24 protein-coding genes and 2 riboswitches are annotated in these 25644 nt (G+C 40.5%); of the genes, 9 read left to right on the top strand and 15 right to left on the bottom strand.

The annotated features are described in order from the left end of the window. Window positions 1–47: 47 nt before the first annotated feature. Genes BK583_RS04250 through dppA form a run of 5 tightly spaced genes read right to left on the bottom strand, consistent with a single transcriptional unit; the run spans window position 48 to window position 5397 of the window. On the bottom strand, window positions 48–1682 hold the full coding sequence (locus tag BK583_RS04250; protein ID WP_038483138.1) for a peptide ABC transporter substrate-binding protein: 1635 nt from the start codon (window positions 1680–1682) through the stop codon (window positions 48–50). Window positions 1683–1701: 19 nt separating this feature from the next. Continuing rightward, window positions 1702–2697: an ABC transporter ATP-binding protein gene (locus BK583_RS04245; RefSeq protein WP_038483141.1), complete on the bottom strand. Its 996-nt coding sequence runs from the start codon at window positions 2695–2697 to the stop codon at window positions 1702–1704. 1 nt (window position 2698) lies between these two features. Beyond that, a complete protein-coding gene (locus BK583_RS04240) occupies window positions 2699–3640 on the bottom strand; it encodes an ABC transporter permease (RefSeq protein WP_055736890.1) in 942 nt (313 codons plus the stop codon). Continuing rightward, the gene (locus BK583_RS04235) at window positions 3640–4563 is read right to left on the bottom strand and encodes an ABC transporter permease (protein ID WP_055736889.1); all 924 of its coding nucleotides are present in this window, start codon (window positions 4561–4563) and stop codon (window positions 3640–3642) included. The genes BK583_RS04240 and BK583_RS04235 overlap by 1 nt, the downstream gene beginning before the upstream one ends. A gap of 15 nt (window positions 4564–4578) precedes the next feature. Beyond that, the gene (gene dppA / locus BK583_RS04230; protein ID WP_055736888.1) at window positions 4579–5397 is read right to left on the bottom strand and encodes a D-aminopeptidase DppA; all 819 of its coding nucleotides are present in this window, start codon (window positions 5395–5397) and stop codon (window positions 4579–4581) included. A gap of 278 nt (window positions 5398–5675) precedes the next feature. On the opposite strand from dppA, the gene rarD reads away from it, so the two are divergent. Both rarD and BK583_RS04220 read left to right on the top strand, forming a co-directional pair. Then, window positions 5676–6587, top strand: coding sequence for an EamA family transporter RarD (rarD, locus tag BK583_RS04225; protein ID WP_055736887.1), 912 nt, complete (start codon window positions 5676–5678; stop codon window positions 6585–6587). A 54-nt stretch (window positions 6588–6641) separates the two neighbouring features. Further along, window positions 6642–7697 carry a lactonase family protein gene (locus BK583_RS04220; protein WP_055736886.1) on the top strand — a complete coding sequence of 352 codons (1056 nt, stop codon included), beginning with the start codon at window positions 6642–6644 and terminating at the stop codon, window positions 7695–7697. A 105-nt stretch (window positions 7698–7802) separates the two neighbouring features. Here BK583_RS04220 and ald read toward each other — a convergent pair whose 3' ends face one another. From ald to BK583_RS04195, 5 genes are all read right to left on the bottom strand, one after another. Next, window positions 7803–8927 carry an alanine dehydrogenase gene (gene ald, locus BK583_RS04215; RefSeq protein ID WP_055736885.1) on the bottom strand — a complete coding sequence of 375 codons (1125 nt, stop codon included), beginning with the start codon at window positions 8925–8927 and terminating at the stop codon, window positions 7803–7805. A 131-nt stretch (window positions 8928–9058) separates the two neighbouring features. Then, complete coding sequence (locus BK583_RS04210; RefSeq protein ID WP_055736884.1) at window positions 9059–10210, bottom strand: PucR family transcriptional regulator; 1152 nt, start codon at window positions 10208–10210, stop codon at window positions 9059–9061. Between the two features lie 66 nt (window positions 10211–10276). Further along, a complete protein-coding gene (locus BK583_RS04205; protein ID WP_055736883.1) occupies window positions 10277–11698 on the bottom strand; it encodes a cryptochrome/photolyase family protein in 1422 nt (473 codons plus the stop codon). Between the two features lie 62 nt (window positions 11699–11760). Further along, a complete protein-coding gene (locus tag BK583_RS04200; RefSeq protein ID WP_055736882.1) occupies window positions 11761–12588 on the bottom strand; it encodes a sulfurtransferase in 828 nt (275 codons plus the stop codon). A 99-nt stretch (window positions 12589–12687) separates the two neighbouring features. Next, window positions 12688–13623, bottom strand: a complete 936-nt coding sequence (locus BK583_RS04195) for an ABC transporter substrate-binding protein (RefSeq protein WP_038483167.1) — start codon at window positions 13621–13623, stop codon at window positions 12688–12690. Between the two features lie 167 nt (window positions 13624–13790). Here BK583_RS04195 and BK583_RS04190 point away from each other — a divergent pair, with 167 nt between their 5' ends. From BK583_RS04190 to BK583_RS04180, 3 genes are all read left to right on the top strand, one after another. Next, the gene (locus BK583_RS04190) at window positions 13791–15122 is read left to right on the top strand and encodes an APC family permease (RefSeq protein WP_038483170.1); all 1332 of its coding nucleotides are present in this window, start codon (window positions 13791–13793) and stop codon (window positions 15120–15122) included. A gap of 84 nt (window positions 15123–15206) precedes the next feature. After that, window positions 15207–15830 carry a M15 family metallopeptidase gene (locus BK583_RS04185; protein WP_055736881.1) on the top strand — a complete coding sequence of 208 codons (624 nt, stop codon included), beginning with the start codon at window positions 15207–15209 and terminating at the stop codon, window positions 15828–15830. A 135-nt stretch (window positions 15831–15965) separates the two neighbouring features. Then, on the top strand, window positions 15966–17225 hold the full coding sequence (locus tag BK583_RS04180; RefSeq protein ID WP_055736880.1) for a helix-turn-helix domain-containing protein: 1260 nt from the start codon (window positions 15966–15968) through the stop codon (window positions 17223–17225). Between the two features lie 273 nt (window positions 17226–17498). Here the strand turns inward: BK583_RS04180 and BK583_RS04175 are convergent, their stop codons facing one another. Continuing rightward, window positions 17499–18635: a S8 family peptidase gene (locus BK583_RS04175; RefSeq protein ID WP_078440037.1), complete on the bottom strand. Its 1137-nt coding sequence runs from the start codon at window positions 18633–18635 to the stop codon at window positions 17499–17501. 194 nt (window positions 18636–18829) lie between these two features. Between BK583_RS04175 and BK583_RS20615 the strand changes: the two genes are divergently transcribed. Further along, window positions 18830–18979, top strand: a complete 150-nt coding sequence (locus BK583_RS20615) for a hypothetical protein (protein WP_158318550.1) — start codon at window positions 18830–18832, stop codon at window positions 18977–18979. Window positions 18980–19088: 109 nt separating this feature from the next. Here BK583_RS20615 and hflX read toward each other — a convergent pair whose 3' ends face one another. Both hflX and BK583_RS04165 read right to left on the bottom strand, forming a co-directional pair. Further along, window positions 19089–20351 carry a GTPase HflX gene (hflX, locus tag BK583_RS04170; protein WP_055736879.1) on the bottom strand — a complete coding sequence of 421 codons (1263 nt, stop codon included), beginning with the start codon at window positions 20349–20351 and terminating at the stop codon, window positions 19089–19091. A gap of 226 nt (window positions 20352–20577) precedes the next feature. Further along, window positions 20578–21471 carry an alpha/beta fold hydrolase gene (locus BK583_RS04165; protein ID WP_055736878.1) on the bottom strand — a complete coding sequence of 298 codons (894 nt, stop codon included), beginning with the start codon at window positions 21469–21471 and terminating at the stop codon, window positions 20578–20580. 133 nt (window positions 21472–21604) lie between these two features. Further along, window positions 21605–21778, top strand: a riboswitch (yybP-ykoY riboswitch). A gap of 41 nt (window positions 21779–21819) precedes the next feature. Here BK583_RS04165 and BK583_RS04160 point away from each other — a divergent pair. From BK583_RS04160 to BK583_RS04150, 3 genes are all read left to right on the top strand, one after another. Then, complete coding sequence (locus BK583_RS04160; RefSeq protein ID WP_055736877.1) at window positions 21820–22632, top strand: TerC family protein; 813 nt, start codon at window positions 21820–21822, stop codon at window positions 22630–22632. A 114-nt stretch (window positions 22633–22746) separates the two neighbouring features. Further along, window positions 22747–22846, top strand: a riboswitch (TPP riboswitch). 59 nt (window positions 22847–22905) lie between these two features. Next, entirely contained in the window at window positions 22906–23592 is a 687-nt protein-coding gene (tenA, locus tag BK583_RS04155) for a thiaminase II (protein ID WP_055736876.1), read from the top strand. Next, entirely contained in the window at window positions 23589–24182 is a 594-nt protein-coding gene (locus BK583_RS04150; protein ID WP_055736875.1) for a hypothetical protein, read from the top strand. Before tenA ends, BK583_RS04150 begins: the two co-directional genes overlap by 4 nt. A 210-nt stretch (window positions 24183–24392) precedes the next feature. Here the strand turns inward: BK583_RS04150 and BK583_RS04145 are convergent, their stop codons facing one another. Both BK583_RS04145 and BK583_RS04140 read right to left on the bottom strand, forming a co-directional pair. Beyond that, window positions 24393–25100 (bottom strand): TasA family protein, encoded by a 708-nt coding sequence (locus tag BK583_RS04145; protein ID WP_055736874.1) that lies wholly within the window; start codon window positions 25098–25100, stop codon window positions 24393–24395. Next, the gene (locus BK583_RS04140) at window positions 25081–25644 is read right to left on the bottom strand and encodes a signal peptidase I (protein WP_055736873.1); all 564 of its coding nucleotides are present in this window, start codon (window positions 25642–25644) and stop codon (window positions 25081–25083) included. The genes BK583_RS04145 and BK583_RS04140 overlap by 20 nt, the downstream gene beginning before the upstream one ends.

Genomic DNA, 25644 nt, shown 5'->3' with positions numbered 1-25644 from the left:
CCCTCCAAATAGAAAGAAGGAGAGAGACAATAGCTCCCTCCCCTAGCTTATTCGTTTAAATCTGCCCATTTTAATTCTGTATACCCTACTGGGTGGCGAACAATGCCAGATACAGATTCATGTTGTAGAACCGGTTGATTGTAGAAATACAATGGAAAGAATGGCATTTCATCTAAAACGAGTGCTTCTGCTTCATGCAAAAGCTCGAATCGGCGCTCTTCATCAGCCTCCGCTTTTGAATCTGCAATCAACTGATCATATGTTTCATTTGACCATGCTGTTCTGTTCATTGAACTATCAGTAATAAAACTCTCCAAGAAATTAATAGGATCGGCATAATCAGCTATGAACGACGAACGGGACATTTGCATTTCTAATCCACGTTGACGATCTAAAAAGACACTTGATTCAACGACTTCAAGGTTCACATCTACCTCCAGATTTTCCGCGTACATTTGCTGGAGGCTTTCCGCAATACGCTCATGTTCTGCAGGGCCTGAGCTATAAGAAATCGTTACATTCGGCAAGGTTTCGTACCCTTCCTCTTCCATTCCTTCTCTTAAAAGTTGTTGGGCCTCTTCAACATCATATGCAAATAAGTCTCCGCCGACTTCTCTAAAATCCTCTCCGGATGGCTCTGGGAAACCGTAAGCAACAAATCCTCCAGCTGGTCGTTGATTTTGACGAATGACACTTTCCACAATCGTTTCACGATCAACCGCTTTTGCAAACGCTTGACGGATCTTTTTATTTTGAAACGGCTCTTCTGTTGTTAAGAAACGATAGAAGTATGTTCCTGCTTGGTCATATAAATCCACTTCCCCACTAGCAATTAACTCTTCAGCTAGATCGGCAGGAGGTGTTGTCGTATGCAGACCACCTTGCTCATATAAGCTGTATGCTGTATTTTGATCTTCTAACATTAACCATGTGGCACCATCCAGCGCAACACTTTCTGCATCCCAATAGTGATCATTTCGAGTCATTCGCAGCTCGGTATTATGATCCCAGCCTGTTAAAGTAAACGGTCCGTTCCCAACGTACGTGCTCGCTTCTTGATGCCATGACCCGTCTTCCTCAACTGTGTCTTTATGGACAGGGAAGAAGGATGGATTCGTAATAAGATTTAAGAAATATTGTTGCGGGCTATTCAAAACAACTTCTAGCGTCTTTTCATCTAGCGCCGTAACCATAACATCTTCTTCAGTGCCTTCCCCTTCATAAAATTCAGTGGCGCCTTCAATTAAATTTGCTAAAAATGCCGCCGGGGACCCTGTTTCTGGATCAACTAGTCGCTTCCACGCGTACTCAAAGTCTTCTGCTGTAACTGGATCACCGTTAGACCAATTTGCATTTTCACGTAGATAGAAGGTATAGGTTAAGCCATCTTCAGAAACCTCATAACGCTCAGCAGTGGCTTCTTCAGGTACGTGCTCAGCATTTAATCTCATCAACCCTTCCATAATATTGTTAAGAGGTGCACTCGATACCGATTCGAACGCTATTTGCGGATCAAGGCTTACTGGCTCCGCACCATTATTCACAATTAAAATCTTGTCTCCCCCGTCCGAATCATTCGTATTATCATTACCGCCTGGCTCTGCATCATTTGACGTACCTGTTGTACATGCCGCTAACATCATTGTTGCTGCCATTGTTCCTACTAACCATTTCTTTTGCATGGAAATTCCCCCTTTTGTGTTATGCAAGCTCTTCAAAAACACCCTTTGATCTAGGATCAAGTAACCAGCAAGCTGCTTTATGAGTCGCCGTTATTGCTGTTGTTACTGGCATATGGTAACGACAAACATCCATTGCATAGTGACAACGTGCAGCAAACGGACACCCTGCCGGTGGAGCAAATAAATCAGGTGGTGTTCCAGCGATTGGAATAAGCTCTTCTTTTGCATCATCCAATCGTGGAATGGATTGTAGTAACCCTTTTGTATAAGGGTGCGTTGCTTGATAAAACAACTCTCGACGATTGCTTTGTTCAATGACTTTTCCTGCATACATAACGTGCACACGATCTGCTAGCTGAGCAACCACCCCAAGGTCGTGCGTAATTAGAATAATCGCGACACCTGTTTTACGTTGCACTTCTTTAAAAAGCGCTAAAATCTGTGCTTGAATGGTGACATCTAGTGCCGTTGTTGGTTCGTCTGCAATTAAAATATCTGGCTCACAAATAAGGGCCATTGCAATCATGAGCCGTTGTCTCATACCACCGCTAAACTCATGTGGATATTGCTTCAACCGCTCTTCCCCATTTGAAATACCGACAATGGTTAGCATCTCAAGTGCCTTTTCGTTCGCTTTAGCAGCAGAAATAGATGTATGTTTCCGAATACCCTCTGTTAATTGTGTACCAATTGTCAACGTCGGATTAAGTGATGTCATGGGATCTTGAAAGATCATCGCTAGATCATTACCTTGAATTCGTCTCATTTTCTTATCAGACAACTTCAACAAATTCTGACCTTTAAACCAAATTTCACCACTTTTCACTTTCGCAATTCCTTTTGGCAATAAACGCATCAAACTTTGTGCAGTGACGCTTTTTCCACAGCCACTCTCTCCAACAATGGCAAGGGTTTCCCCCTTTTCTAACGTTAGATCTACACCTCTAACGGCCTGAACCTCACCACCATATGTTTTAAAATGAATATGTAAATCTTTCACTTCTAATAACGGCATGTTATTTCCCCCTTGTTTTCGGATCAATGGCATCCTGCAACCCATCACCAAATACATTAAAGGCATACATCGTTAGCGAAATAAAGAAAGCTGGGAAAAACAAACGCCACCAGTTACCAGTTAAGATGGACGAAAGACCGTCTTCTGCAAGAGAGCCCCACGATGCATAAGGAGCAGAAATGCCTAAGCCAAGAAAGCTTAGAAACGCTTCTGCAAAGATAGCCGTTGGAACCGTCAGTGTCATTTGAATAATAATTGGTCCCATTGTATTCGGTAATAAGCTTCTGCGAATAATATGATTTGTACTAGCACCGAATACTTTCGAAGCAAGCACGTATTCATTTTGCTTTAGGGAAAGGACTTGACCACGAACAATACGCGCCATGCCTACCCAGCCGGTAATCGTTAAAGCAATTATGATCGTTAATAGACCCGGTCCCATAATGACCATTAGTAAAATGACGACGAGTAAATAGGGAAGCCCATAAAGGATTTCGACTATACGCATCATCACAGAGTCTGTGCGCCCCCCTTTATAACCAGAAACGCCACCGTAAATAATCCCAACAATGCAATCAATAAGTGCAGCAACCAATCCGACAAATAAGGAAATTCTTGCCCCATACCATGTTCGGGCAAACATATCCCGTCCAAGGGCATCTGTACCAAACCAATACTCAAGGGAGGGAGGTTGATTGACCATACTGTAGTTCGGTGTTGCGATAGAATGAGGCGAAATCCACGGCCCAATGATTGCCATAACGGTTAAACCCATCATCGTAAACAGACCGAACATAGCGAGCTTATTCTGTCTTAACCGAATCCAAACCGACTGCCAATAAGACAAGGATGGTCTCGAAACAAGCTCCGCGTTTAGCTTTTCACTACTAGGTTTAAATAGATGATCCTCAACAGATTTCCCATTTGAATTAAGTAAGGCCATCAGCTCGCCTCCTTTTTATCAAGGCGTATCCGCGGGTCAAGAAAGCCATAGACAATATCGACAATTAACAGCATGACGAGTAAAATCGCACTATAAAAAATGGTTGTTCCCATTATGACCGCATAATCACGATTGTTTATACCTTCCACAAAATAGCGACCAATACCAGGGATGGCGAAAATTTTTTCAATGACAAAACTACCTGTTAAGACACCTGCTACGAGGGTTCCAAGTATCGTGACTACCGGCATGAGCCCGTTCCGTAATGCATGCTTAGTCACAATGACAAATGGAGATAACCCCTTTGCTTGCGCTGTTCTTATGTAGTCTTGTGTTAATACATCAACCATCGTTGAACGAGTTAACCGGGCAATAATAGCCATTGGTGATGTTGCTAATGCAAAGACAGGCAAAATCATATGTGTCCAGTCGTGCCACAAGGCAACCGGTAAATAATCTTTAAACGATTGAATAAGCAACGCTGCTAGTATGAAGTTCGGAACAGACAAACCGAGCACCGCTAACGTCATTAAGAGGTAGTCAATCATTCCATTTCTTCTCAACGCTGCTAACACACCCAATGTTACTCCTGATAATAGAGCAAACGCTAAAGCGAACAGACCTAACTCTAGGGATACTGGGAACCCTCGAGCAATCAAATCGTTAACCGACACAGCCGGTTGAGAAATAGAAGGTCCAAAATCGAACTGTAAAATGGACCCTAAATAATCGACATATTGAATAACAACAGGTCGATCTAGCCCATAATATGCTTCTAAATTTGCTTGAACCGCTTCACTCGTATTATGTTCACCATTCAAAGGTGAACCCGGTACACTATGCATAAGAAAAAAAGTCGCTGTTACAATGATCCACAGCGTGACAATCATCGCTAAAAAACGTCGACTAACGTATTTAAGCATCGCCTTCGCCTCTCTTTAACAAAACGTTGTTTGCATCGCAAGCTCTGTCATTACAAGCATAGCTTGGTAAGCTTCCTTGATGTCTTTTGCCTCAAATGCCACAGTCGTTCCTGATTCTATTGAAGCACCTGGCATCAATGCTGCCCATTCGGCTTGACCATAATTCGCAAATTCAATATGTAATAAAGGCGCACCTTTAAGCTTTAAAGGAGAATGATTTTTCTTCAAAAGAGCTTCTTCAGTCTTTAGTTGGAGTAGCTGTTTACTTTCTTCTAGCGATAAACATAAAGCTGAAGAACGGGATTGTGCGGTTTTTACAGGAGCGGTTACCACATTTGGAAGAAGCGCTTCTGCTTCTTTGCAAGCGCCTTCATCACCAGCTACAAGTGTAACGGGAACATCGTAGTAACCAGCAAGAAACGCATTAAGTCCTAATTCACCGATTAACTCGTTATTTAACCACATGTTTCGAACACCAAAAATCATCGTATGACTCATGACACCTGGCATTGAAGCTCTTGCATGGTACCCAATAAAGAATACCTGGTCAAACGATTCATCTACACCTTGCATCATTGAATAGGGCTTCACTTCACCAGAGATTAATTGCACACGATGATGAAGCTTTTCAATTAAAATATTATTCATTTTCCCATGTGAATCATTCGCAATGAAATTGGTACAGCCATGTGCAAAAGCAGCTTCTGCAACATGATTAACCTCATTCGTCATCAGCTCTTGACCACGTTGGTAAAATCGCTCTCCTGGAGTGACAAATTGTCGATCCACTAAGCCCGTTATCCCTTCCATATCTACTGAAGCAAACACGTTCATATGACTCAACACCTCTCTACAAACAGTTCTTGATGTATCCTTACTCTATTCGTAGTAAAAAGCTATTTTCCTGCTGATTTTGGAATTTATACTGAAAAAATTGTAAACTTTCCTTACATTCTGTCATTTTTTTGAGACAAACACGATTGATGCCCGCCCGATTGATCAGCTTATACGTAATGGTCAGTCAACACTTCTTTTAGCAAAAGTCAAAATCATGTTATTTTTTCAAGAAATCAACTAGAATAAAGGGACTATTAAGAATGGGAGAATGATGTATGCAACAAGAACAAAATTTTCGAATGGGGGTAACCACGACCCTGTCCTCTTATTTCATTTGGGGGTTTTTACCACTTTACTGGGCATTGCTTTCTTTTATACCTGCTTTAGATGTGTTAATGTATCGGATTTCATTTGCGTTTTTTTTCATGGTTCTTTTGCTCTTTTTTGCGAGACGAAAAGCTCAATACATAAGTGAAATAAAAACCGTTTTTACCCAGTCTAAGCTACTTATGCAAATGATTTTTGCAGCCATCTTTATTAGCTTAAACTGGTTTTTATTTATTTTTGCGGTTAGCAGCAATATGGTATTAGAAGCGAGTTTAGCTTACTATATTAATCCTTTACTTAACGTAGTACTTGCAACTGTTATTATTAAAGAAACATTAAGTCGCGCCGAAATTTTTGCAGTCAGTGCAGCAGGGATTGGTGTCCTTATCTTAATTGTATTTAATGGAACGATTCCTTGGGCGGCATTTGGGATGGCGCTAAGCTTCTGCTTTTATGGCTTTATTAAACGTTCTGTTTCCATCTCTGCTACGGCTGGATTGTTTATCGAAACCGCATTAGTTACGCCTATAGCACTCCTATACTTACTCTTTTTCACAACGTATTCAGTCTTTTCTATGGATAACTCGACGATCATATTACTTTCAGGTGCAGGTATCTTCACCGCCGTACCCCTTATCTTATTTTCGTTTGGGGCAAAGCACATTCCCTTTTCCCTTGTTGGGTTCTTTCAATATATTGCACCGACGACGATGCTTTTTCTAGGAATTTTCATTTTCAAAGAGCCTTTCTCTCTAGTGCAATTTATTGCGTTTTTCTTTATTTGGACTGGATTACTCACATTCACGTCATCAAAAATTTTAAACCGTAGGAAAGGAAAAGAACCTCTTACACATGAATGATCCATATTGTTCATGTATACTAGCAGTGATCGAAATGAAGAAAGGAAGGATACAATGACACAATACCGTGGCTATATTGGTACGTATTCAAAAGGAGATAGTAAAGGTGTATATACATTTACATTAGACACCGAAACAAATAAGATAAGCAATCAGCAGTTAGCTGCCGAACTAAAAGATCCTACTTATGTGACGATAACAAACGAGAACAAGTTATACGCTGTAATGAAAGAAGATAAGAAAGGTGGCATTGCTGCATTTGAAATGAACCCTAAGAGCGGCTCATTGCAACCAATGAATCAGCAAATTACGGCAGATGGTGGTCCTTGTCATGTAACCGTCTCAAAAGACCAAACAAAAGGGTTATCTGCTAATTACCATAGTGGTACAATCCTTTCTTATGCTATTGAAGAAGATGGATCTATCGGCGACATTTTATCAAAAGTGACGCATGAAGGTAGTGGTCCTAATAAGGAAAGACAAGAAAAAGCTCATGCCCATTTCTCTGGCTTTACACCTGATGAGCACTACGCAGTGGCGGTTGACCTTGGGACAGATGAAGTGATTCTTTATATAAACAATAACGGAGAGCTAGATAAACATTTCACCCTAAAGGTAACGCCAGGTGCAGGACCACGGCACATTGCCTTTCATCCACACGAGGCCTATGCTTACATTATGACCGAGCTCTCGAATGAAATTATTGTTTGCGCGTACAACGCAACAGTAGGTGAACTTCATGAAATCCAAACGATCTCTACATTGCCTGAAGGCTTTGTAGAAGAAAGCTTTGGCAGTGCTATTCACGTCTCTCAAGATGGTAAATTTGTATACGCAGCGAATCGAGGGCATAATTCAATCGCAAGCTTCGCCGTAAATGATCTCTCTGGAGAACTCACGCTTGTAGAAATTGTTTCTACAGAAGGCAATTGGCCTAGAGATTTTCACATTGACCCTTCAGGTGGATACCTACTCGCATCTAACCAAGAGTCGAGCAACTTGACTTTATACAGTCGTAATAAAGACACAGGCAAACTATCACTTCTTGAAAGTGAAATTCCAATGCCCTATCCAGTTTGTGTTGTGTTCGTTTCAGACTCCATTCAGTAAACAAAACCTGTTTATCTGTATACAAATAATAGAGGCTGTTTCGTTAGCATCAAGTCTGAACGAAACAGCCTCTTTCTTTTCTAAAAGCACTTTTCCATCGTACGATTAGTAGAGTAACGGAATGGCTTCATCTACTTTTTTATAATCAAATCCTAAATCTGTAGCCACTGCTTCATAGGTTACATATCCGGCAGCTGTATTTAACCCTTTTGCTAGCGATAGATTTGAACCCAATGCTTTAATAATGCCAAGGTCTGCAATCTGCTTTGCATATGGAATCGTAACATTGGTTAGAGCGATGGTTGACGTTCTCGGTACAGCGCCTGGCATATTGGCAACTGCATAGTGAATAATTCCATGTTTCACATATGTGGGCTGGTCGTGAGTTGTCACCCTATTTGCCGTTTCAACAATTCCGCCTTGATCTACCGCTACGTCTACTACTACACTCCCTTCCTTCATTGTTTTAATCATCTCTTCTGTAATCAGCCTTGGCGCTTTGGCCCCTGGTATTAGTACTGCACCAATAACCAAATCTGCTTCTTCCACCGCTACAGCAATGTTAAGAGGATTGGACATCATCGTTTGTATGTCATGTCCAAATAAGTCATCGAGCTGGCGTAGACGCTCTGCACTAACGTCAAGTAAAGTAACTTGAGCACCTAGTCCAATGGCCATTTTTGCGGCATTGGTTCCAACTACACCACCACCAACGATCGCTACCTTCGCTCGCTTAACCCCTGGTACACCTGATAATAATATACCTTTTCCTCCATTTGTCTTTTCAAGAAATCGTGCACCCATTTGGGTTGCCATTCGACCTGCGACTTCACTCATTGGTGTTAGAAGTGGTAAGGTTCGATTGTGTTCAACGGTTTCATATGCAACCGCAATAACTTCCTTCTTCACAAGGGCTTCTGTAAGCGCTGCTTCTGCTGCTAAGTGTAGGTAGGTAAATAGAATTAACCCCTTTCGGAAAAAGCTAAATTCGGATTCAAGAGGCTCTTTTACTTTTATAATCATATCTGCTTGAGCCCAAACGTCAGCTGCTTGCTGCATCATTTTCGCTCCGGCTTGCTTATACTCTTCATTCGTGAAGCCACTTCCATCCCCTGCTCCAGATTCAATCAAAACCGTATGCCCGCTTGTCGTTAGCGTGACGACACCGGCTGGCGTCATTGCTACGCGATTTTCAAAACTTTTCACTTCTTTAGGCACTCCAATAATCACAACAATCACCTTCCTTTGGCGCATCTTAATTGTAGTATATCCACGAAAGCAACTTTTCTCTTCATGAGTTGGGGCTAAAATTCTTCCTTCCCATTTGTGTGAAAAACACAAATGATCAGACTATTGAACAGTTAGTGTTCACCTCGCAAATCTAAATATAAACCCGTCCGTTCATTTGGATCTTTTAAACGTATGTTAGTAATTTCCGTTATTCGTTTTATACGATACTGTAAAGAGTTAGTGTGAATATGCAACGCTTTTGCTGTGGTGACTAGGTGACTATCATTTTTTAAATACTCATCTAAGGTTTTCAATAAATTGGTTTGATTTTGCTGATCGTAACGCTTTAATTGTTCAATAGCCGGATGCTTACTACTTACATAGGCTTTTTCCTCGTAAGGTCCGACGTAGCGCATCGCTCCAGCCTGATAATAAAATAACAGACTGTTTAATTCTTCTTTAAAACGATTTTTTAATGAAAGCATTTCTTTTGCTTGCTCATATGACTTTGCCATACCTTCTAGAGAACGATCAGGGTTTCCACAAACTATTGAAAGGTTTGAAGGCATTGCGGTTTGAATGGTTATAAGAGGATCGGCTATAGAAGCATGCGCTACCAAAGCAATAAAGTATCGTCCATCAAACATATAGAGTGGTGCAAGCGGTTGTAAAAGTTGCTCGACTTTCATTAGATGCTCCGTTTTACGATGTAAATCAATCATTAGCATACATTTTTCATTTGTTTGGTCCATTAGAGACGCTGGTAAGTCGGTAGGGCTGTACGTGTTCGTCATTACTTTCCAAAGCTTTTCTTCTTTAGTAGGGGCTAGCTGCTCACGATCGTACATAGAAAAATAAGTGCTTGCTTTAACCGCTACTTTTTTTAACCATTGTTGTTCGAATACCGTTAGTGTTCGGGTTGTTTCTGATATCCAAATGTAGCCAATTACTCCATTTGAACCATCTCTAATGGAAAGAGCAACACGCTTTCCTAGTCCGAACTCTTCTATTCCAGCAATTAATAATGGCTCCGCTGATTGATTGAGTGCAGTCATCACACCATCTTTCCAAAATCGATGAATCAGATTATCAGGAACTTTTCGACCAATAATGGTTGAAATTCTTGCCGAATCTGTTCCCTCACCGTGTTCAGAATAAGCAAGCAAGTGATGGTGCTTGTTCTCAATGGTAATGGGGCAAGCAAGCAATTTACCTAAACTTTCGACGAACGCATCTAAATGTGTATAGGTTTTGGTTAAAAATAGTTTGTATGCATCTGTCACGACAAACCCTACTTTCTCTTCATTCACTCATCTAAGTATAGCAAATTCTTGCTTGCATTTCTCTATTTAATCGTTGTTGCCAAAGGCTTGAAGCGCTCGTTTTCTCGCCGACTGATGATCAACAATTGGCTTCTCGTAAGCAGTGCAACCATACTCTTCCCGTTCCTCTTCACTCAAATCATGAGGCATATGAATTGCTTTGGTCGGCACATCCTTTAATTCTTTGACATACGAACGAATAAAGCGTCCATACGGGTCAAACCGCTCTGACTGACGATATGGATTAAAGATTCTAAAGTATGGTACCGCATCGGTACCTGTTGATGCTGCCCATTGCCAACCGCCAATATTTGAAGCTGGATCATAATCTATCAGGCGTTCAGCAAAATAGCGCTCTCCTAAACGCCAGTCAATCAACAAATGCTTCGTTAGAAAAGAAGCAACCACCATTCGTAGTCGATTGTGCATCCAGCCGGTTTCGTTCAATTGCCGCATAGCTGCATCAACGAGAGGATAGCCGGTTTTACCCTCCTTCCAAGCCTGCAGTTGCTCTTCATCTGAGCGCCAGTCGAGCCCTTGATAGGCTGATTTAATTTCCAAGTTATCACTTTTCGGGTAATGGACATAAATCATATTATAGAAATCGCGCCACGCTAATTCCTGTATGAACGTTTCAACACCTGAATCGTCTTTAAGTTGATCTCTTTTTTCTTCCGCCATTTGATAAACTGTTCGAATAGATAAAGCACCTGTTCTTAAAAATTTTGATAAGCGACTTGTCCCTTCTATTTCTGGGTAGTCACGATCTCTCTTATAAGATTCGATAGTATCGTCAATAAAGGATTGGAGATATTCTCGCCCATATTGCTCTCCAGCCTCCTGCTTCCATTTGCCTGTTTTTTGCTGCATCATTTGTTTATACGCATGCTCACCAGCTTCATGCTTCGGCTTTTTAGAAAGACTTTTTTGCTGTAAAAGAGATTCGTCTATGCAGACTGGATCTGGTTTATGAAGCTGTCGCCATTTTTTATAATAAGGCGAGAATACTTTGTAATGAGTATCATCTTCTTTTAAACTGTCATAGGCCCCATGCAAATGGTGATCTATAAAGGATTTTGTTTTTATTTGCGCAGACTTTGCCCATTTCTCAAAAGCTTGATCTCGCTTCTTGCCAAAGCCGACTTCATCTCGATTGTAATAAATGGTGTGGATAGGATCCGTTTTTGCCTTTAATTCATCAAAACTCGCTTCTAGTTCACCATACAAAAATAAAATAGGGAATGACAATTCGTTTGCATGATCATTAAATGCCTTTAACGTTTCATAGAAGTAATCGTGACGAACAGTAAAGGATTCTGTTAATTTTGGGTGAATATGAAAGATACCCATTATTGAATCGTTTTTTGAACAAGCTGCGAGCGCTGTGGCAAGTGCTTGATGGTCTTGTAATCGCAAATCTCTCCGAAACCAAACAATGTGGACAGCCATTTCGTTTTCTCCTTTTCATTCAATTGTAAAAAGACGCATTGCAAAAGCAACACGCCTTACTTCTATTCCCCTTTTTCAATTGGGTAATCATGTGTAATCCAGTCACTCCAAGATCCTGGATACAGTTTTACGTTTGTAAAGCCAGCTTGTTCCAATCCTAAATAAAGTGGACAAGCAGAAATGCCTGATCCGCAATAAACAATCACTTCTTTGTTTTTGTCTCCTAATAGCTGAAATTCTTGCTCAAGCTGTTCTTTATTCTTCCACGTACCATCTTCATTTAGCACTTGCTTCCAAAATAGGCTCGTAGCCCCTGGTATATGACCAGACTTTGCATCATGCTCTTCCTGTTCTCCAAGAAATCGTTCGTAGGCCCGTGCATCTAATAAATGCGTAGCTTTTGACCGCTTGGCAACATCATAATGGGCTACTTTCCTTTCTGTTCGAATCGTTGCAGAGAAAGACGATCGTGTAGGGATGCTTCGTTCATCTGTTGTTTGATACCCTCTTGATGTCCATTCATTAAAGCCACCATCTAAAATGTACACAGATGCATGCCCGATATACGACAGCATCCACCAAGCTCTCCCAGCAGCCATTCCACCACTACCTTCATCATAAATCACAACTGGAGTAGCCTCATCAATTCCTTTACGCTCAGCCATCTCAATCATTGCCTCATCAGAAGGCATTGGGTAACGTCCACCTTCTAGTAAGGTTCGATCTGCCATCTCCTCCACCATATCAATAAAAATTGCACCAGGGATATGAGCATTGTTGTACAGACGTTTCCCTTTTTGTTCATCTTTTAAGTCATGTCTTGCATCTAACAAACTAAACGTTTTGCCTTGTTTCATCCATTGCTGGAGTGTATCGACTGAAAGAATCATTTCTATACCTCCTGTTTCTTTTCAACTTTACCGAGCAACCAATTGAAAATCAATAAAAAAGCCTGTCAGCATAAAATATAGCCAACAAGCATTCATGAGTTACTGATTTAGTAAAAACTCGGTGATTTCATTTAGATGTTGTTCAACTGAGATAGGATCATTGAAATAATAACCAATTGGGTCCATTTCAAACACACGATCATTCTCTACAGCTTCAAGCCCTTCCCAAATAGAGCTTTCGTAGAGAAAGTTCCCGTCCATATTTACAGTCCATGGAGCCGTTAAAATATAATCACCTGCGTAATCAGGAACTACCTCTAAAGACAAGTTATTATAGCCATCGTTTTCTACAGCTTCAACAGCGGCTTCAGGCATCATTAAATCCAATTCCTCATACATGATTTCGCCTCCGCGACCCCAACCGCTTCCATACAGGTAAACATCGCTATCTGTCGGCTGTAAAATGGAAATGGTCCCATCACCTACTGCAGCTTGTACATCAGGCTTAAGCCCCTCTACTTGAGCGTCCCATTCGTCAATCCAGCTTTGAGCTGCTTCTTCCCGACCAAACATCTCTCCAAATTCCATCAGTTGATCTTTATAGCCTAATGAGGCGTAATCAACAGCAACTGTTGTTGTAATACTTTCAAGCTGATCTAAAATTTCGGATGAACCATAAGCAATAATTAAATCTGGATCTAACTCAAGGACTTGTTCAACTGATACAGTGTTTGCATCACCTAAATTCTCAACACCTTCTGTATAGTCTTCTAAAAATGGGCTTTCAAACACGTAATCAGTTGTGGCAGCAACGTCAATCCCTAGTTCTTGTAAGTAGCCAAAATAAACATCGGCTAAAAGTACGACTCTCTCGGGATTTGCAGGTATCTCTTGCATACCATTCATCGCTTCGTATGGAATCGTCTCTGTTGTTGACCCACTATCATTTTGCTCATCCGCTCCGTTTCCACAAGCTGCTAACACCAGTGCACTAAGGGCAAACGTTCCAAAAGACCATTTATGGATTTGTTTCATGTATATGTACCTCGATTCTATTGATAAAGATTTTCATTTTCAATTAAAAGTATAATATGAAACCAACTAACGTGCAAATATTATCTATAAATGAATATTTTTTTCATCTTTTTATACGTACATATTGCGACAGTCTTCGGAAGACATTAAAATAAACGGTAGATTTTATGGGGGTGGTTCACTTGGAGAAAGAACACGAAACAAAATTGAAACGTACGCTTACGCTGGTACCGCTTCTCGTTATTGGCTTAGCTTATATGGATCCGCTAGTCGTTTTTGATACGTACGGTATCGTTGCACAACTTACGGAAGGACACGTCGCAACGGCTTACTTGTTTACAATCGCAGCGCTTCTTTTAACGGCCTATAGCTACGGAAGGATGGTACAAGCTTTCCCTAAAGCGGGTTCAGCGTATACGTATGCGCAAAAAAGCATTCATCCAAATGTTGGGTTTGCAGCTGGATGGACGCTCCTACTCGACTATTTATTTCTTCCAATGGTCAACTTCGCCATTGGCATGGTGTATTTGCAAGCCGCTTTCCCGCAAATACCTGCTTTTATTTGGGTTGTTCTATTAGCAACCGTCATAACGACAATTAATATTCTAGGCATTCGCCTTACCGCAAATGTTACTGGCTTATTTGTCACTTTTCAAATTCTTGTGGCAGCCATCTTTATCTTTTTTGTTATAAAGGGGTTAGCGAATGGGTTTGGAACTGGTGAGCTCTTGTCCATGATGCCTTTTTACAGTACATCACTTGAGATGACAACGGTTTTTACTGGGGCAGCCATACTCTGCTTTTCATTCTTAGGCTTTGATGCCATTTCAACCCTTTCAGAAGAAACAAAAAACCCAAAAAGAACCGTGCCCTTGGCCATTATGTTAGTTGTTCTTATCGGTGGTGGGTTGTTTGTTGGTGTATCCTATTTACTACAACTCGTATACCCACAGTACGATTCGTTTGTTTCAGCAGAAGCAGCTTCTTTAGAAATTGCTCAATATGTCGGTGGTGCTTTTCTTTACTCACTATTCTTAGGAGGCACAATGGTCGCAGTTGTATCGTCATCTATGTCTTCTCATGCCAGTGCCTCACGTCTTTTATTTGCAATGGGTAGGGATAGTACGTTGCCTAAACGCTACTTTGGGTATTTACATCCTAAATTCAAAACACCGGTTTTTAACATTGTCTTAATTGGCGTACTCTCACTGACCGCCATCTTTGGAGAACTTGAAATTATCTATTCCTTTATAAGTTTCGGCGCCTTAATCGGTTTCACAAGTGTAAATGCTTCTGTTATTGCGCACTATTATATACGACAAAAGCAACGCTCTTTGAAAGGAACTATACTCAATCTGATTATTCCTTTATTAGGAGCTACTTTCTGCTTATCTCTTTTGTATTCAATTGAAACAAACGCATTAATTATTGGTTTAAGCTGGATGTTCTTAGGGCTCTTGTACTTTATTTATCGTAGGAAAAAATTTGCATCTGAATAAAAATTGATTTATTGATTATGAGCAAGTAAGATTAAGGGTGATGCAAAAGGAGCATATATTGGTCCAACTGCTTAGGGGGTATATGTGCGACAGTTTAAACGATCACTTTTATTCATTTTTGCTTGCCTCATGACGATTTCTTTCCTCGTGTTTTACCTTTACACATCGGAAAATAGTCGTTTTTCCATCGACCATCTGGAAGAAACTCTTGGTACAATGATGCGAGGAGACCATCCAGATGTTCCTATAGAAGAAATTATTTATGCTGACGAGCTCCATCCGATTGTAGCAGAAAAAACCGAGCAATTAATTGAACAAGCGTCGCAAATCGGCATTGCCATTATCATTACTGATGGGTTTCGGACTATTGAAGAGCAGGACGCTCTTTACCAGCAAGGTCGTTCAACAAATGGTAGCATTGTTACACATGTTGCCGGTGGCGAATCCCTCCACAATTACGGTCTAGCTGTCGATTATGCATTACTAAATGAAAATGGACAACCTATTTGGGACTTAGAGTATGATGGAAATCACAACGGTGAAAGTGACTGGATTGAAGTTGCAGACATTGCAAAAGACCTAGGATTTAATTGGGGTGGCGATTGGAAGCATTTCGTTGATTATCCTCACTTAGAAATGACGTTCGGCTATTCTATGAGCGATATTCAACGAGCATTAAACGATTCTACTTCATCTACCGATTCATAAAGGAGTGACCGTTATGTAATAAGGATAAGGTCACTTCTTTTTATACTTTTAGCAGGAAAACTAAGAAAAAGCGAGAACTATTTTAAAGGAAGAAATCTTTATGATCGATATATTAAAAGAAGTGGGTTGATAACCGTGGAACTAGGTAGAACAATTAAGTACTACCGGATAAAACATAACATGACACAAGCTGAACTCGCTGATGGTATATGTTCTATTCCACATTTAAGCAAAATTGAAAATTCAATATATAATGCCAATTTCGGGACTGCAGCACTACTTTTAGAACGACTCGGAATTAATATTGAAGAAGAATATGCCCAGCATTCAGAAATCAAACATACGCTTGATGCGTTTATAGAAGCTATTCAATTCGCTGATGAAGAGAAAGCAACTGAATACTATGAATTGCTTCTCGATAAAGAAACCGTTATACCGCGAACCAACTACCGCAATATGTACCATTTGTACATGATGCGCTATCATTTAATGAACGGTCATTTAACACTCGCTTTTAAAGATTGGAGTATTGTCGACAAAAACAGGAGTAACCTTGATCCTGTTGAAGAACTTTCCGCCGAATTGTTTTATGGTATTTATCTAGTAGAACTCGGACGACTGAAAGAAGCTAAACAACTACTGCTAAGTATTAAAAATGCAGAACATTCATCACATTATCTTTTCACTCGAGAAATTGCATTTATTTTATCCCATTGTTATACCGAATTAAACCAGCCTGAGAAAGCCATTATTTATGCAAAAGAAGCACTTTACCTATTTAAACAAGAAGATAACTATATACGCACTGCTCAATCACAAATGCTGTTAGGCATTAATTATACACAGTTAAATATGCTGGAAGAATCACAACGGGTGTTTAAAGTCCTCTTGCGCAATTCGCGATTATTTGGTCAACAATCGCTTTATTTTCAAGCAACATACAATTATGGCATCTTATTAAAGAAAAATGGTGAGTACGAAGCCAGTCACGATTGTTTCTTGCAGTGCACACAATTTTATGAACCTTCTAGCAAAAACTATCTCTATGCTCGTTTAGCTGATGTAGAAGTGTTGTTCCTATTAAATGTCGATAAAACGCGTATTCGCGACATATTGATTGAAATTATTGAGCAAAGCGTTTCCCAGTCCCACGAACGGTTAGAGCTTCAAGCGAGGTATTATATGTATCGCCTTGAATCGTCTGAACAACTTTATCATTTTATTGAAACTGAATTGTTGCCCCACTTGGAGCAACTTGAAAGCCATGCGGAATTATTGCCTTATGCCCGCGAGCTAGCTCTTTGGTACCAACAGAATGGTCACTACGAAAAAGCCAATGAGTATTTACAGAAATACTCTTCTATTACGACAATAAAAGATTTATCCATGGTCTAATCTAGTCAAAATTAAAAGCTTATGTAACCGCATATATGCGCTTCATAAGCTTTTTTTCATTTAACAGGTTCTTTAAATGAAGGAGAATCAGTTGCTTCACATAAAAAAACAACAAAAAAGCGCACGACCGTGCTTTCACCGCATCAACCATTGCCTGAAAATCGAGAATCATTTTCTCAAAAAGGCTAAAGTGATGCTAGCGAAAGCGGCAGTCCGTAACGCTTTTTTACTAGATTACTAGTTCGAGTAGGTCTCTTTTGCAGGAAAGACTAATTAACGTGTTGCCGCTTCTGCGTTAACAAGACCACTTCCGAATTGAGTCGTATTTCCTAAGTTTGTTGCCGTATTTTTAAGGTGGTTACGAATTTGAACATTTGACCAAGAAGGATTCTTTTGCTTCACTAACGCAGCAACACCAGCAACGTGCGGTGTAGCCATAGATGTACCATTGAAGCTTGCGTATCCATTGCCAGGAACCGTACTTTGTACACCTACACCTGGTGCGACAATGTCAAGACCTGCTCCGTACTGAGAAAAGCTAGCGCGGTTGTTGTTTTGATCTGTTGCACCAACAGCCATCGCATTTGCATAGCGTGCCGGGAATCCAACATTTCCTGCACCTGAGTTACCAGAAGCTGCGACTACAAGAACGCCACTTGCTGTTGCTTGGTTAACAGCTTGTTCCATTGTAGCAGATCCAGCACTACTTCCTAAACTCATGTTAGCAATATGCATGCCATTATTTGCAGCCCATTGTAAACCTTGTGCAATACCACTGATTGACCCAGAGCCACTTGCTCCTAGCACTTTAACCCCATATAAATCAACGTTAGGTGCTACGCCAAGTACACCGATTGAATTGTTTAACGCTGCAATTGTACCAGCAACGTGGGTACCATGACCGTTTCCATCACTAATGTTCGGCTCTCCTGGTACAAAACTCGCACCGCCACGAATCCTTAAATCAGCGTGATTTGAGATCCCTGTGTCTAAGACAGCAACACGAACTCCAGTACCTGTGAATCCTCTGCTTTGGGCAATCGGAGCTTGTACACGGTTAATGCCCCATGGAACAGTTTGCATTGTCGTTACCTCAGCATCTTCCTCAATATAGGCGATTGCTGGATCAAGCTCTAAAGCATCGACATCTTCTGGATCAAGTTCAACGGATAAAACTGGAATAAAATCAAATTCATGAAGGAGATCAATTTCAACATCTTCCGCTTGAGAAGAAATAGAATACTCATCGCCATCAATTTGGTCAACAAATTGAGACATAACTTCTTGTTCTTTAAAGCCAATGAGGTATTTTTCCTTTGCTTCCTCGGCTGCTTGTGCGATCGATGAACTAAATGCTACTGATATAATTAGTGCTGTTCCGGCAACAATTTTCCCCATTTTCTTATTCAATTCGTTATACCTCCTCAAAATGTTCCAACCTGCGCAGCTGGTAATCTAAAATTAACAAAATTTTAACTCTTTTGGTATTGGGAAACCTTTTTAGCTATTGGGAAATATACGTAAATTAATAGTTAACTTTTTTGTTAGCGGATGATTAAAAAAGCATGTTATTGCTCATAATGGTAAAAAAAGGAGGAGAATAGATGGAACTACTTCACCGTGTAAATCATGAGGATAAATCGATCAAACTCCCTACAAATAAACGCTTATCCCGCCACATTCTCACATATAGTCATTGGTACGATCAATCAACGATCGAAAAAGCCAAAGCAGATTTAAAACAATTACTGTAACACTTCTATTTTCCATCATCAAGAAAAGAGACCGGTTTCCCGGTCTCTTGCTTTGTCGAACGAATAAAAAACGACTCGTTCTTTTGCTCTCTATCATTCTACTTTATTCTCATTTTTCATATTGCGTTACCAGAGAAGCATGCTTTTCATGCATCATTGTTTCCACATACCAGCCTGTGTCTTCTTCTAGCTGTTCTAAAATATGCGTATGTTCATTTACATAAGCAAACGCTTTGCTGTCTTCATATGGGATATGCAACGCTTTTTTAATGTAATGAGTGAATACGTTAGCCTGTATGCTTTCAACGAGACGATCCAACCCTTCTCCTGTTTTTGCCGATAGAAAAATCTCGTCTTTTTCAGTTGACCATTCCCTTGCCTCAACCCGATCCATTTTGTTATAAACCGATAAAAGAGGTTGGTCTATTTCCAATTCCTTTAACGTGTTTTCCGTTGTACGCATCATTTCTTTATAATAACTACTGGAGTAATCTACAACATGAAGCAGTAGATCTGCTTCGCGAGCCTCTTCTAGTGTTGAACGAAAGGCTTTTACTAAATGAGTTGGTAATTTTGATACAAACCCGACTGTATCCGCAAGAAGAAAAGGCATATTCTTTTGCATTTCAACACGTCTAACCGACGTATCTAGCGTCGCAAACAGCATGTCTTTTTCAAATACTTTTTTCTCCTGCTTTTCAGTGACAAACGCATTAAGTAACGATGACTTCCCTGCATTCGTATACCCAACTAACGCTACAACTGGGATACCTTCTGTTTTTCTTTTTTGCCTTTGAGTTTGACGGCGCTCGACCACGACCTCAAGCTCTTTTTCTAATGCACTAATTCGACTTTCAATTTTTCTTCGGTCCAGCTCAAGCTTCGTCTCACCTGCACCTCGGTTCGCAAGACCAGATCCACTTCCGCCTTGCCTACTAAGCGAAGCCCGCATTCCAACAAGACGTGGTAGTAAGTATTTTAACCTCGCAATTTCAACTTGGAGCTGCGCTTCGTTCGTCTTTGCGCGCTCTCCAAAGATATCTAAGATGAGCATCGTTCGATCATAAACCGTTACTTCAAGTTCTTTCTCCAAGTTTCGGATTTGCGACGGCGTTAGCTCATCGTTGAAAATAACTAAATCAACGTCAAAGGAAGCAATTAATCGGGATAGTTCAGTCACTTTGCCACTCCCAAGATAAGTTGCTTGATTGGGTGTTTGAAGCTTTTGTGTGAGTGAAGCAACCGGATTTAAGTCAAGTGCTCTAGTTAAATTTTCTAATTCTTCCATCCCGTAATCAAAGTAGGTGTCTCCTTGTCGTTCAACACCTACCACAATACTATCTTTAATGGTTCTTGTTACTGTTTCATGCATGTATTTAAAAACCTCCATCTCTTTTGTTGTTACACAAAAATGACACACGACTCAGCCTATGTGTAAACGAAGGTTCGTTCATGCCATCGTCAACAGGTGATGCTGCGCATCATTCCATTCCACTGCGCTTTGTAACGGTTAAATCGATCACGATGACGATTCCTCCTTTAAGCTTCTAGCTTTAGAGTACCATTTGTTCGATAGACGTGTAAATTAGGCTGTGTAACTATTTAAGTGAACGCGGTGTTTCATGCTTTGTCTTCTTTAAACTTTTTAGAATTAAATGATTCACAATCTCAGGATATTCATGATGAACCCAGTGTGTGGCGTCATCGATAAAAATAAGTTCTCCATTTGAGCAACGTTTCAAACTTTCTTTTGCCAATGTTTTCGACAAAAACGGGTCGTTCCATCCCCAAAGAATTGTTGTTGGTACAAGAATGTTTTGTCCAAACGACTTAGGACCATTCCGAAAATCCAACCGAATAGCTCGATACCAGTTTAACATCGCTGTCAGTGCACCAGGCTTTAACCAGGCATTTCGATAATGCTCTAAATCCTCTTTTGCAAATGCGCCCTCTCGTCCTGTCATTTGTAAGCCTTTTGCCATATATTTAAATTTCTTTGTTTGCATAATTTTTTCTGGTAAAAAAGGGATTTGAAAAAAGGCCATATACGAACTACGGACAAGCTGCGTTGGATTTTTCACCATTCCTTTAGGCATATCTGCTGGATGAGGGATATTAATTGGAATAAACGTTTTAACTCTTTCTGGTCTAGTTGATGCTAAATGCCACCCTACCGCTCCTCCCCAATCATGTCCGATAACAATAGCTTGTTCTCGCTGGAAAGCATCGATAAGCGCAACACAATCATCCCTTAATGCATCAAGACTATAAGCCTCTATTTCTTGTGGTTTGTCACTTTCATTATACCCACGCTGATCTGGTACTACGACGTAATAGCCTTGGGTAGCTAACGCGGTTAATTGATGCCGGAATCCATACCAAAACTCAGGGAACCCATGTAACATAAGAATAAGTTCGCCTTCTTTTGGACCAGCACAAACCACGTGAAAGGTATGCTCGTTCGCTTCAATTAGTCGATGTTCAAACCTCATTATTCTCACACCTTTCTTTTCGGTAGTCTTCTCTACCCGTATTCTTTCGCCTTTATGCCAGTACTTTCCTGTTACCGATATTATGTCTTGACGTGCATGAAGACTTCGCATATACTAATTTTACAATCACATACATTCCTTCAAAGGGGAGTAGCTGCAAGTGATTTTTACTTGAACCAAAGTCGTCATTACGTGGATTATTTCCACCGGCTTTGTTTGGCATGATACATAAATGTCTAGCAAGACCTTTGCCTCGTTCGTACACAAGGCAGGGGTCTTTTTTGTATTCATAAAGATCCCTCATTTTGTCGAACCTAAGGGGTGCAAAAAAAGAGAGGCGTGTTGTTTATGGATGCAGCTTTATTACTTGAATACAGCTGGGTATTACTTGTTTTAATTGCTTTAGAAGGAATTCTTGCCGCTGATAATGCTTTAGTCTTAGCCATTATGGTGAAGCATTTGCCAGAAAAAGAGCGAAAGAAAGCCTTGTTTTATGGCCTTGCTGGAGCATTCGTTTTTCGTCTTGCTTCTCTATTTGTTATTTCGTTCCTCGTAGACGTTTGGCAAGTACAAGCGCTTGGAGCCGCTTATTTATTATTTATTGCTCTAAACCATTTATTTCGAAAGCATGTTGTTAAAAAGCAAGAACAAGCTGCCGGTATAACAAAAGTAAAAAAAGGTAGCGGCTTTTGGACCACGGTCTTTAAAGTCGAAATTGCCGATATCGCGTTCGCTGTAGATTCTATTCTCGCTGCAGTCGCCTTAGCAACTGCTTTAACACCAACAGACTTAGGAACAGTCGGAAGTATGGATGTTGGTCAGTTTGTTGTCGTCTTCTTAGGTGGGTTTATTGGGCTACTCATTATGCGGTTCGCAGCATCTAAGTTTGTTATTTTGCTACAGAAACGGCCCGGATTGGAAACCGCGGCGTTCGTTATCGTTGGCTGGGTGGGTGTAAAATTAGCTGTTCAAGTTCTTGCTCATGACGCCATTGCCGTTATTCCACATGAATTCCCACATTCCACTGGTTGGAAATTATTCTTCTATACCGTACTTGTACTCATTGTTCTTGGTGGCTGGTTCTTCTCCAAACAACCGAGCGATGGGGATGAATCAAAGTCGGAAATAGAAAAACGAGCAGAAAACAAAGTTGAAGGGTAAGGAATTAAAACAATGGAAGCTTGCGCAAAAATGCGCAAGCTTTTTTAACTACAGTAAATTCCCCTTTTATCATTGTAAGGATTGAATATTCTGCACATCTATGTTTCACTTAAATAGAACCACTAGGGGCGTCTTTTGACTGAGAAAAGCGTAGCTTTGACCCTTTGAACCTGATCTGGTTTATACCAGCGTAGGGAAGTGGAGATGCTAGTTATTGATTCAATAGCTCTCCGTGAGGGTCCTCCCTTTGTGTAAAAAAAGGAGGTTATTGTTATGAGTTTTAGCAACGAATTACGTGAACACGCCAACCCCGTATTTGAAGCCATTTTACAACATCCGTTTGTTCAAGGTATCGGAAAAGGACAACTCCCACCTGAAGCATTAATCCATTATGTTAAGCAAGATTTCGAATATCTAAATACGTTTATGCAAATTTACGGATTAGCCATCCATAAAAGTACGACAAGAGAAGACATTGCGCTATTTAATGAACAAATTACCTTTATTCTTCATAGTGAAATTCACCCACATAATAATTTCTGTCAAGTGGCAGGGGTTTCTTACGATGAACTTCATTATGAGCCACTCGCACCAACCGCTCATCACTATACAAGACATATGCTTGATGTGGCTCAGAAGGGCTCATTAGCAGAGATTTTAGCCGTGCTCCTTCCTTGCCCTTGGACGTATCAAGTTATTGGTGATTACCTTTATGAAACGTTTAATCCAACAAAGGAACATCCTTTTTATGACTGGATTTCTTTCTATCGTTCGAATGGTGAAATGAACGTCACTGCTTTATTTTGCCAGCGTTTAGACGAGCTTGCTAAAGACGCAACCCCTGTTCAAAAACAACAGATGATGGATCACTTCGTAAAAAGCTGCCAATTAGAATTAGCGTTCTGGGAAATGGCGTACACAAACGAAACATGGCCTGTTTCATTAGAGCCTGTTACATGAAGTATGTATGGTATGCAAGCTACGGATCAAACTTGTTAGAGGAGCGTTTTCTTTGCTACATTCGAGGTGGTCAACCCTTTGGGTCAACAGAAAGCGAACCAGGAGCACGTGATCCGTCCCTTCCACTTCGATCTATTCAGTTCCTCATGCCTTATACGCTTTATTTTGCAAAAGATCGAACAAAATGGGGTGAAGGTGGCGTTGCTTTTATTCGCAATAAGCGGGATAAGCAAGCACACACATTATCAAGAGCCTATCTTATTACTCTCGAACAATTTATGGATGTTGTGCGACAGGAAAACCGAGTAGAAACGATCGCCATCGATTTTAAGACATTGTTTAAAGAAGGGTCAGTTGAATTAACGGAGGGCTGGTACAATAAATTACTTGTTGCAGGCTATCAAGACGATCTTCCCGTTTTAACGTTTACGTCCCACCAAGATTGGCCTATAGAAGAGGAAAAAGCTCCTTCTTTTTCATATGAAGAAACATTGCTCAACGGATTAGCCGAACTAGGGTTAACGAAACCAGAAGCGAAGCACTATCTAACATCTCATTATCCTGACGGAGATAGCTCAAGAAGTGACTAACAGGTACACAAACCAAAAAAGCACACTAGACGGTGCCCTCGACTCATAGCCAAAGAGTTGCCTATGGCTAGTTGACACGGTAACTGCGATTTGCATCATGCGGTTACCGATGTCACACACAAGCCTATAGAGTAAGCATCCGTCAGGTGCGCTTCTATAAAGAACCATTCTTCTTACGTCATTCGCTACTTGAAAACCTTCCTACTATTCTTAGTAGTTAGCACCATTATCCGTTTGTTTAGCTAACACTTCTAGAACTGCTTGATATACCGCACCTTGATACTCATTTCCAGCGTTTTCATCAAGCTTTACACCGAAGTTAAGATCAATATATTGACCTTCATCTAGCTGCCAGAATTCGTTATCTCGACCTGTTTGCGATCCATCCCCTAAGAAAAGTTCGCCAGTATTTTGATCGTATTCACTTTCATCGACAATGGCTACAAGCACTTCTACATCATCCGATCCAGCGGTAGATGCCGCCGAAAACGTTTGTACTTCGTTTGTAACACCATTAAATAGTTGATCTAAACGATACTGAGCATCTTCATATACATCTCTTCCAGGAGCTACTGTGTATTTCAATGCGATATAGCCAACTTTATACGCATCAATCGGTACTTCAAGATCAACTTGATGTCGATAAGTAGCCTGTAAATGTGTATCAAGTGTTCCTGTATTTTCAACTGACAACCAGTCCCCAAAAATAAGTTGGGATGGTGCAAAGTTAGATGCTTGTACAATTGAACCATCAATGTCCTGTCCATTGTTCAATTCCAATGTACCACCTTGAATTTCCCCAGTCGCTTCTACAGAGTCCGTAAACCATGCAAATGAACCAGTTGAAGTGGCTGTAAACACCAATGCACCTGCAAAGGCTGTGCCGAGTAATGACAGTTTAAGGGCTTTCTTTTTCATAAAGTTGCTCCTCCTTCGGTTTGTTCCGTTTTTTTTGTATCATTTCAACAATCGTTAGGATAAAAAAAAGCATTAAAGGAATAAATACGACATAACGCATATCGATATTTTTTTGTATAGTTTCTGCCACAAGGCCTACTTTTGGAATCGTAAAACGGTGTACCCCTACAATTTGTTCGTTTACGATAGGAAGACGATCTTCAATCGAGTTATTGTCCCCTTTCGTAATGTAGGATTTGCTCCCCTGTTCGATCGATTCGTTTACAATACGGTGCGTGAACAAGCGTCGTTCTGGTGTCATATACGTCACAACATCGCCTACCTCTGCATTTTCTACTTGTTCAATAATAATGACGTCACCAGCAGAAAATGTTGGTTCCATACTATTGGAGAGTACGGTAAAGGACGTATAACCAAACAATTCTAAACCGCTATTTTCTTCTTCTCCATTCAGTTGTAAAAAAAGCAATAAGACAACAAAGAATAGGAAAGAAAACAGCGTCATGACCACTAAGCGTATGCCTGTCCATACTTTTTTCGCCAT

This window comes from Shouchella oshimensis, from assembly GCF_002019765.1.
GTDB classification, from domain to species: Bacteria; Bacillota; Bacilli; order Bacillales; family Bacillaceae_D; genus Shouchella; species Shouchella oshimensis.
This window is presented reverse-complemented; position numbering and strand designations above follow the sequence as displayed.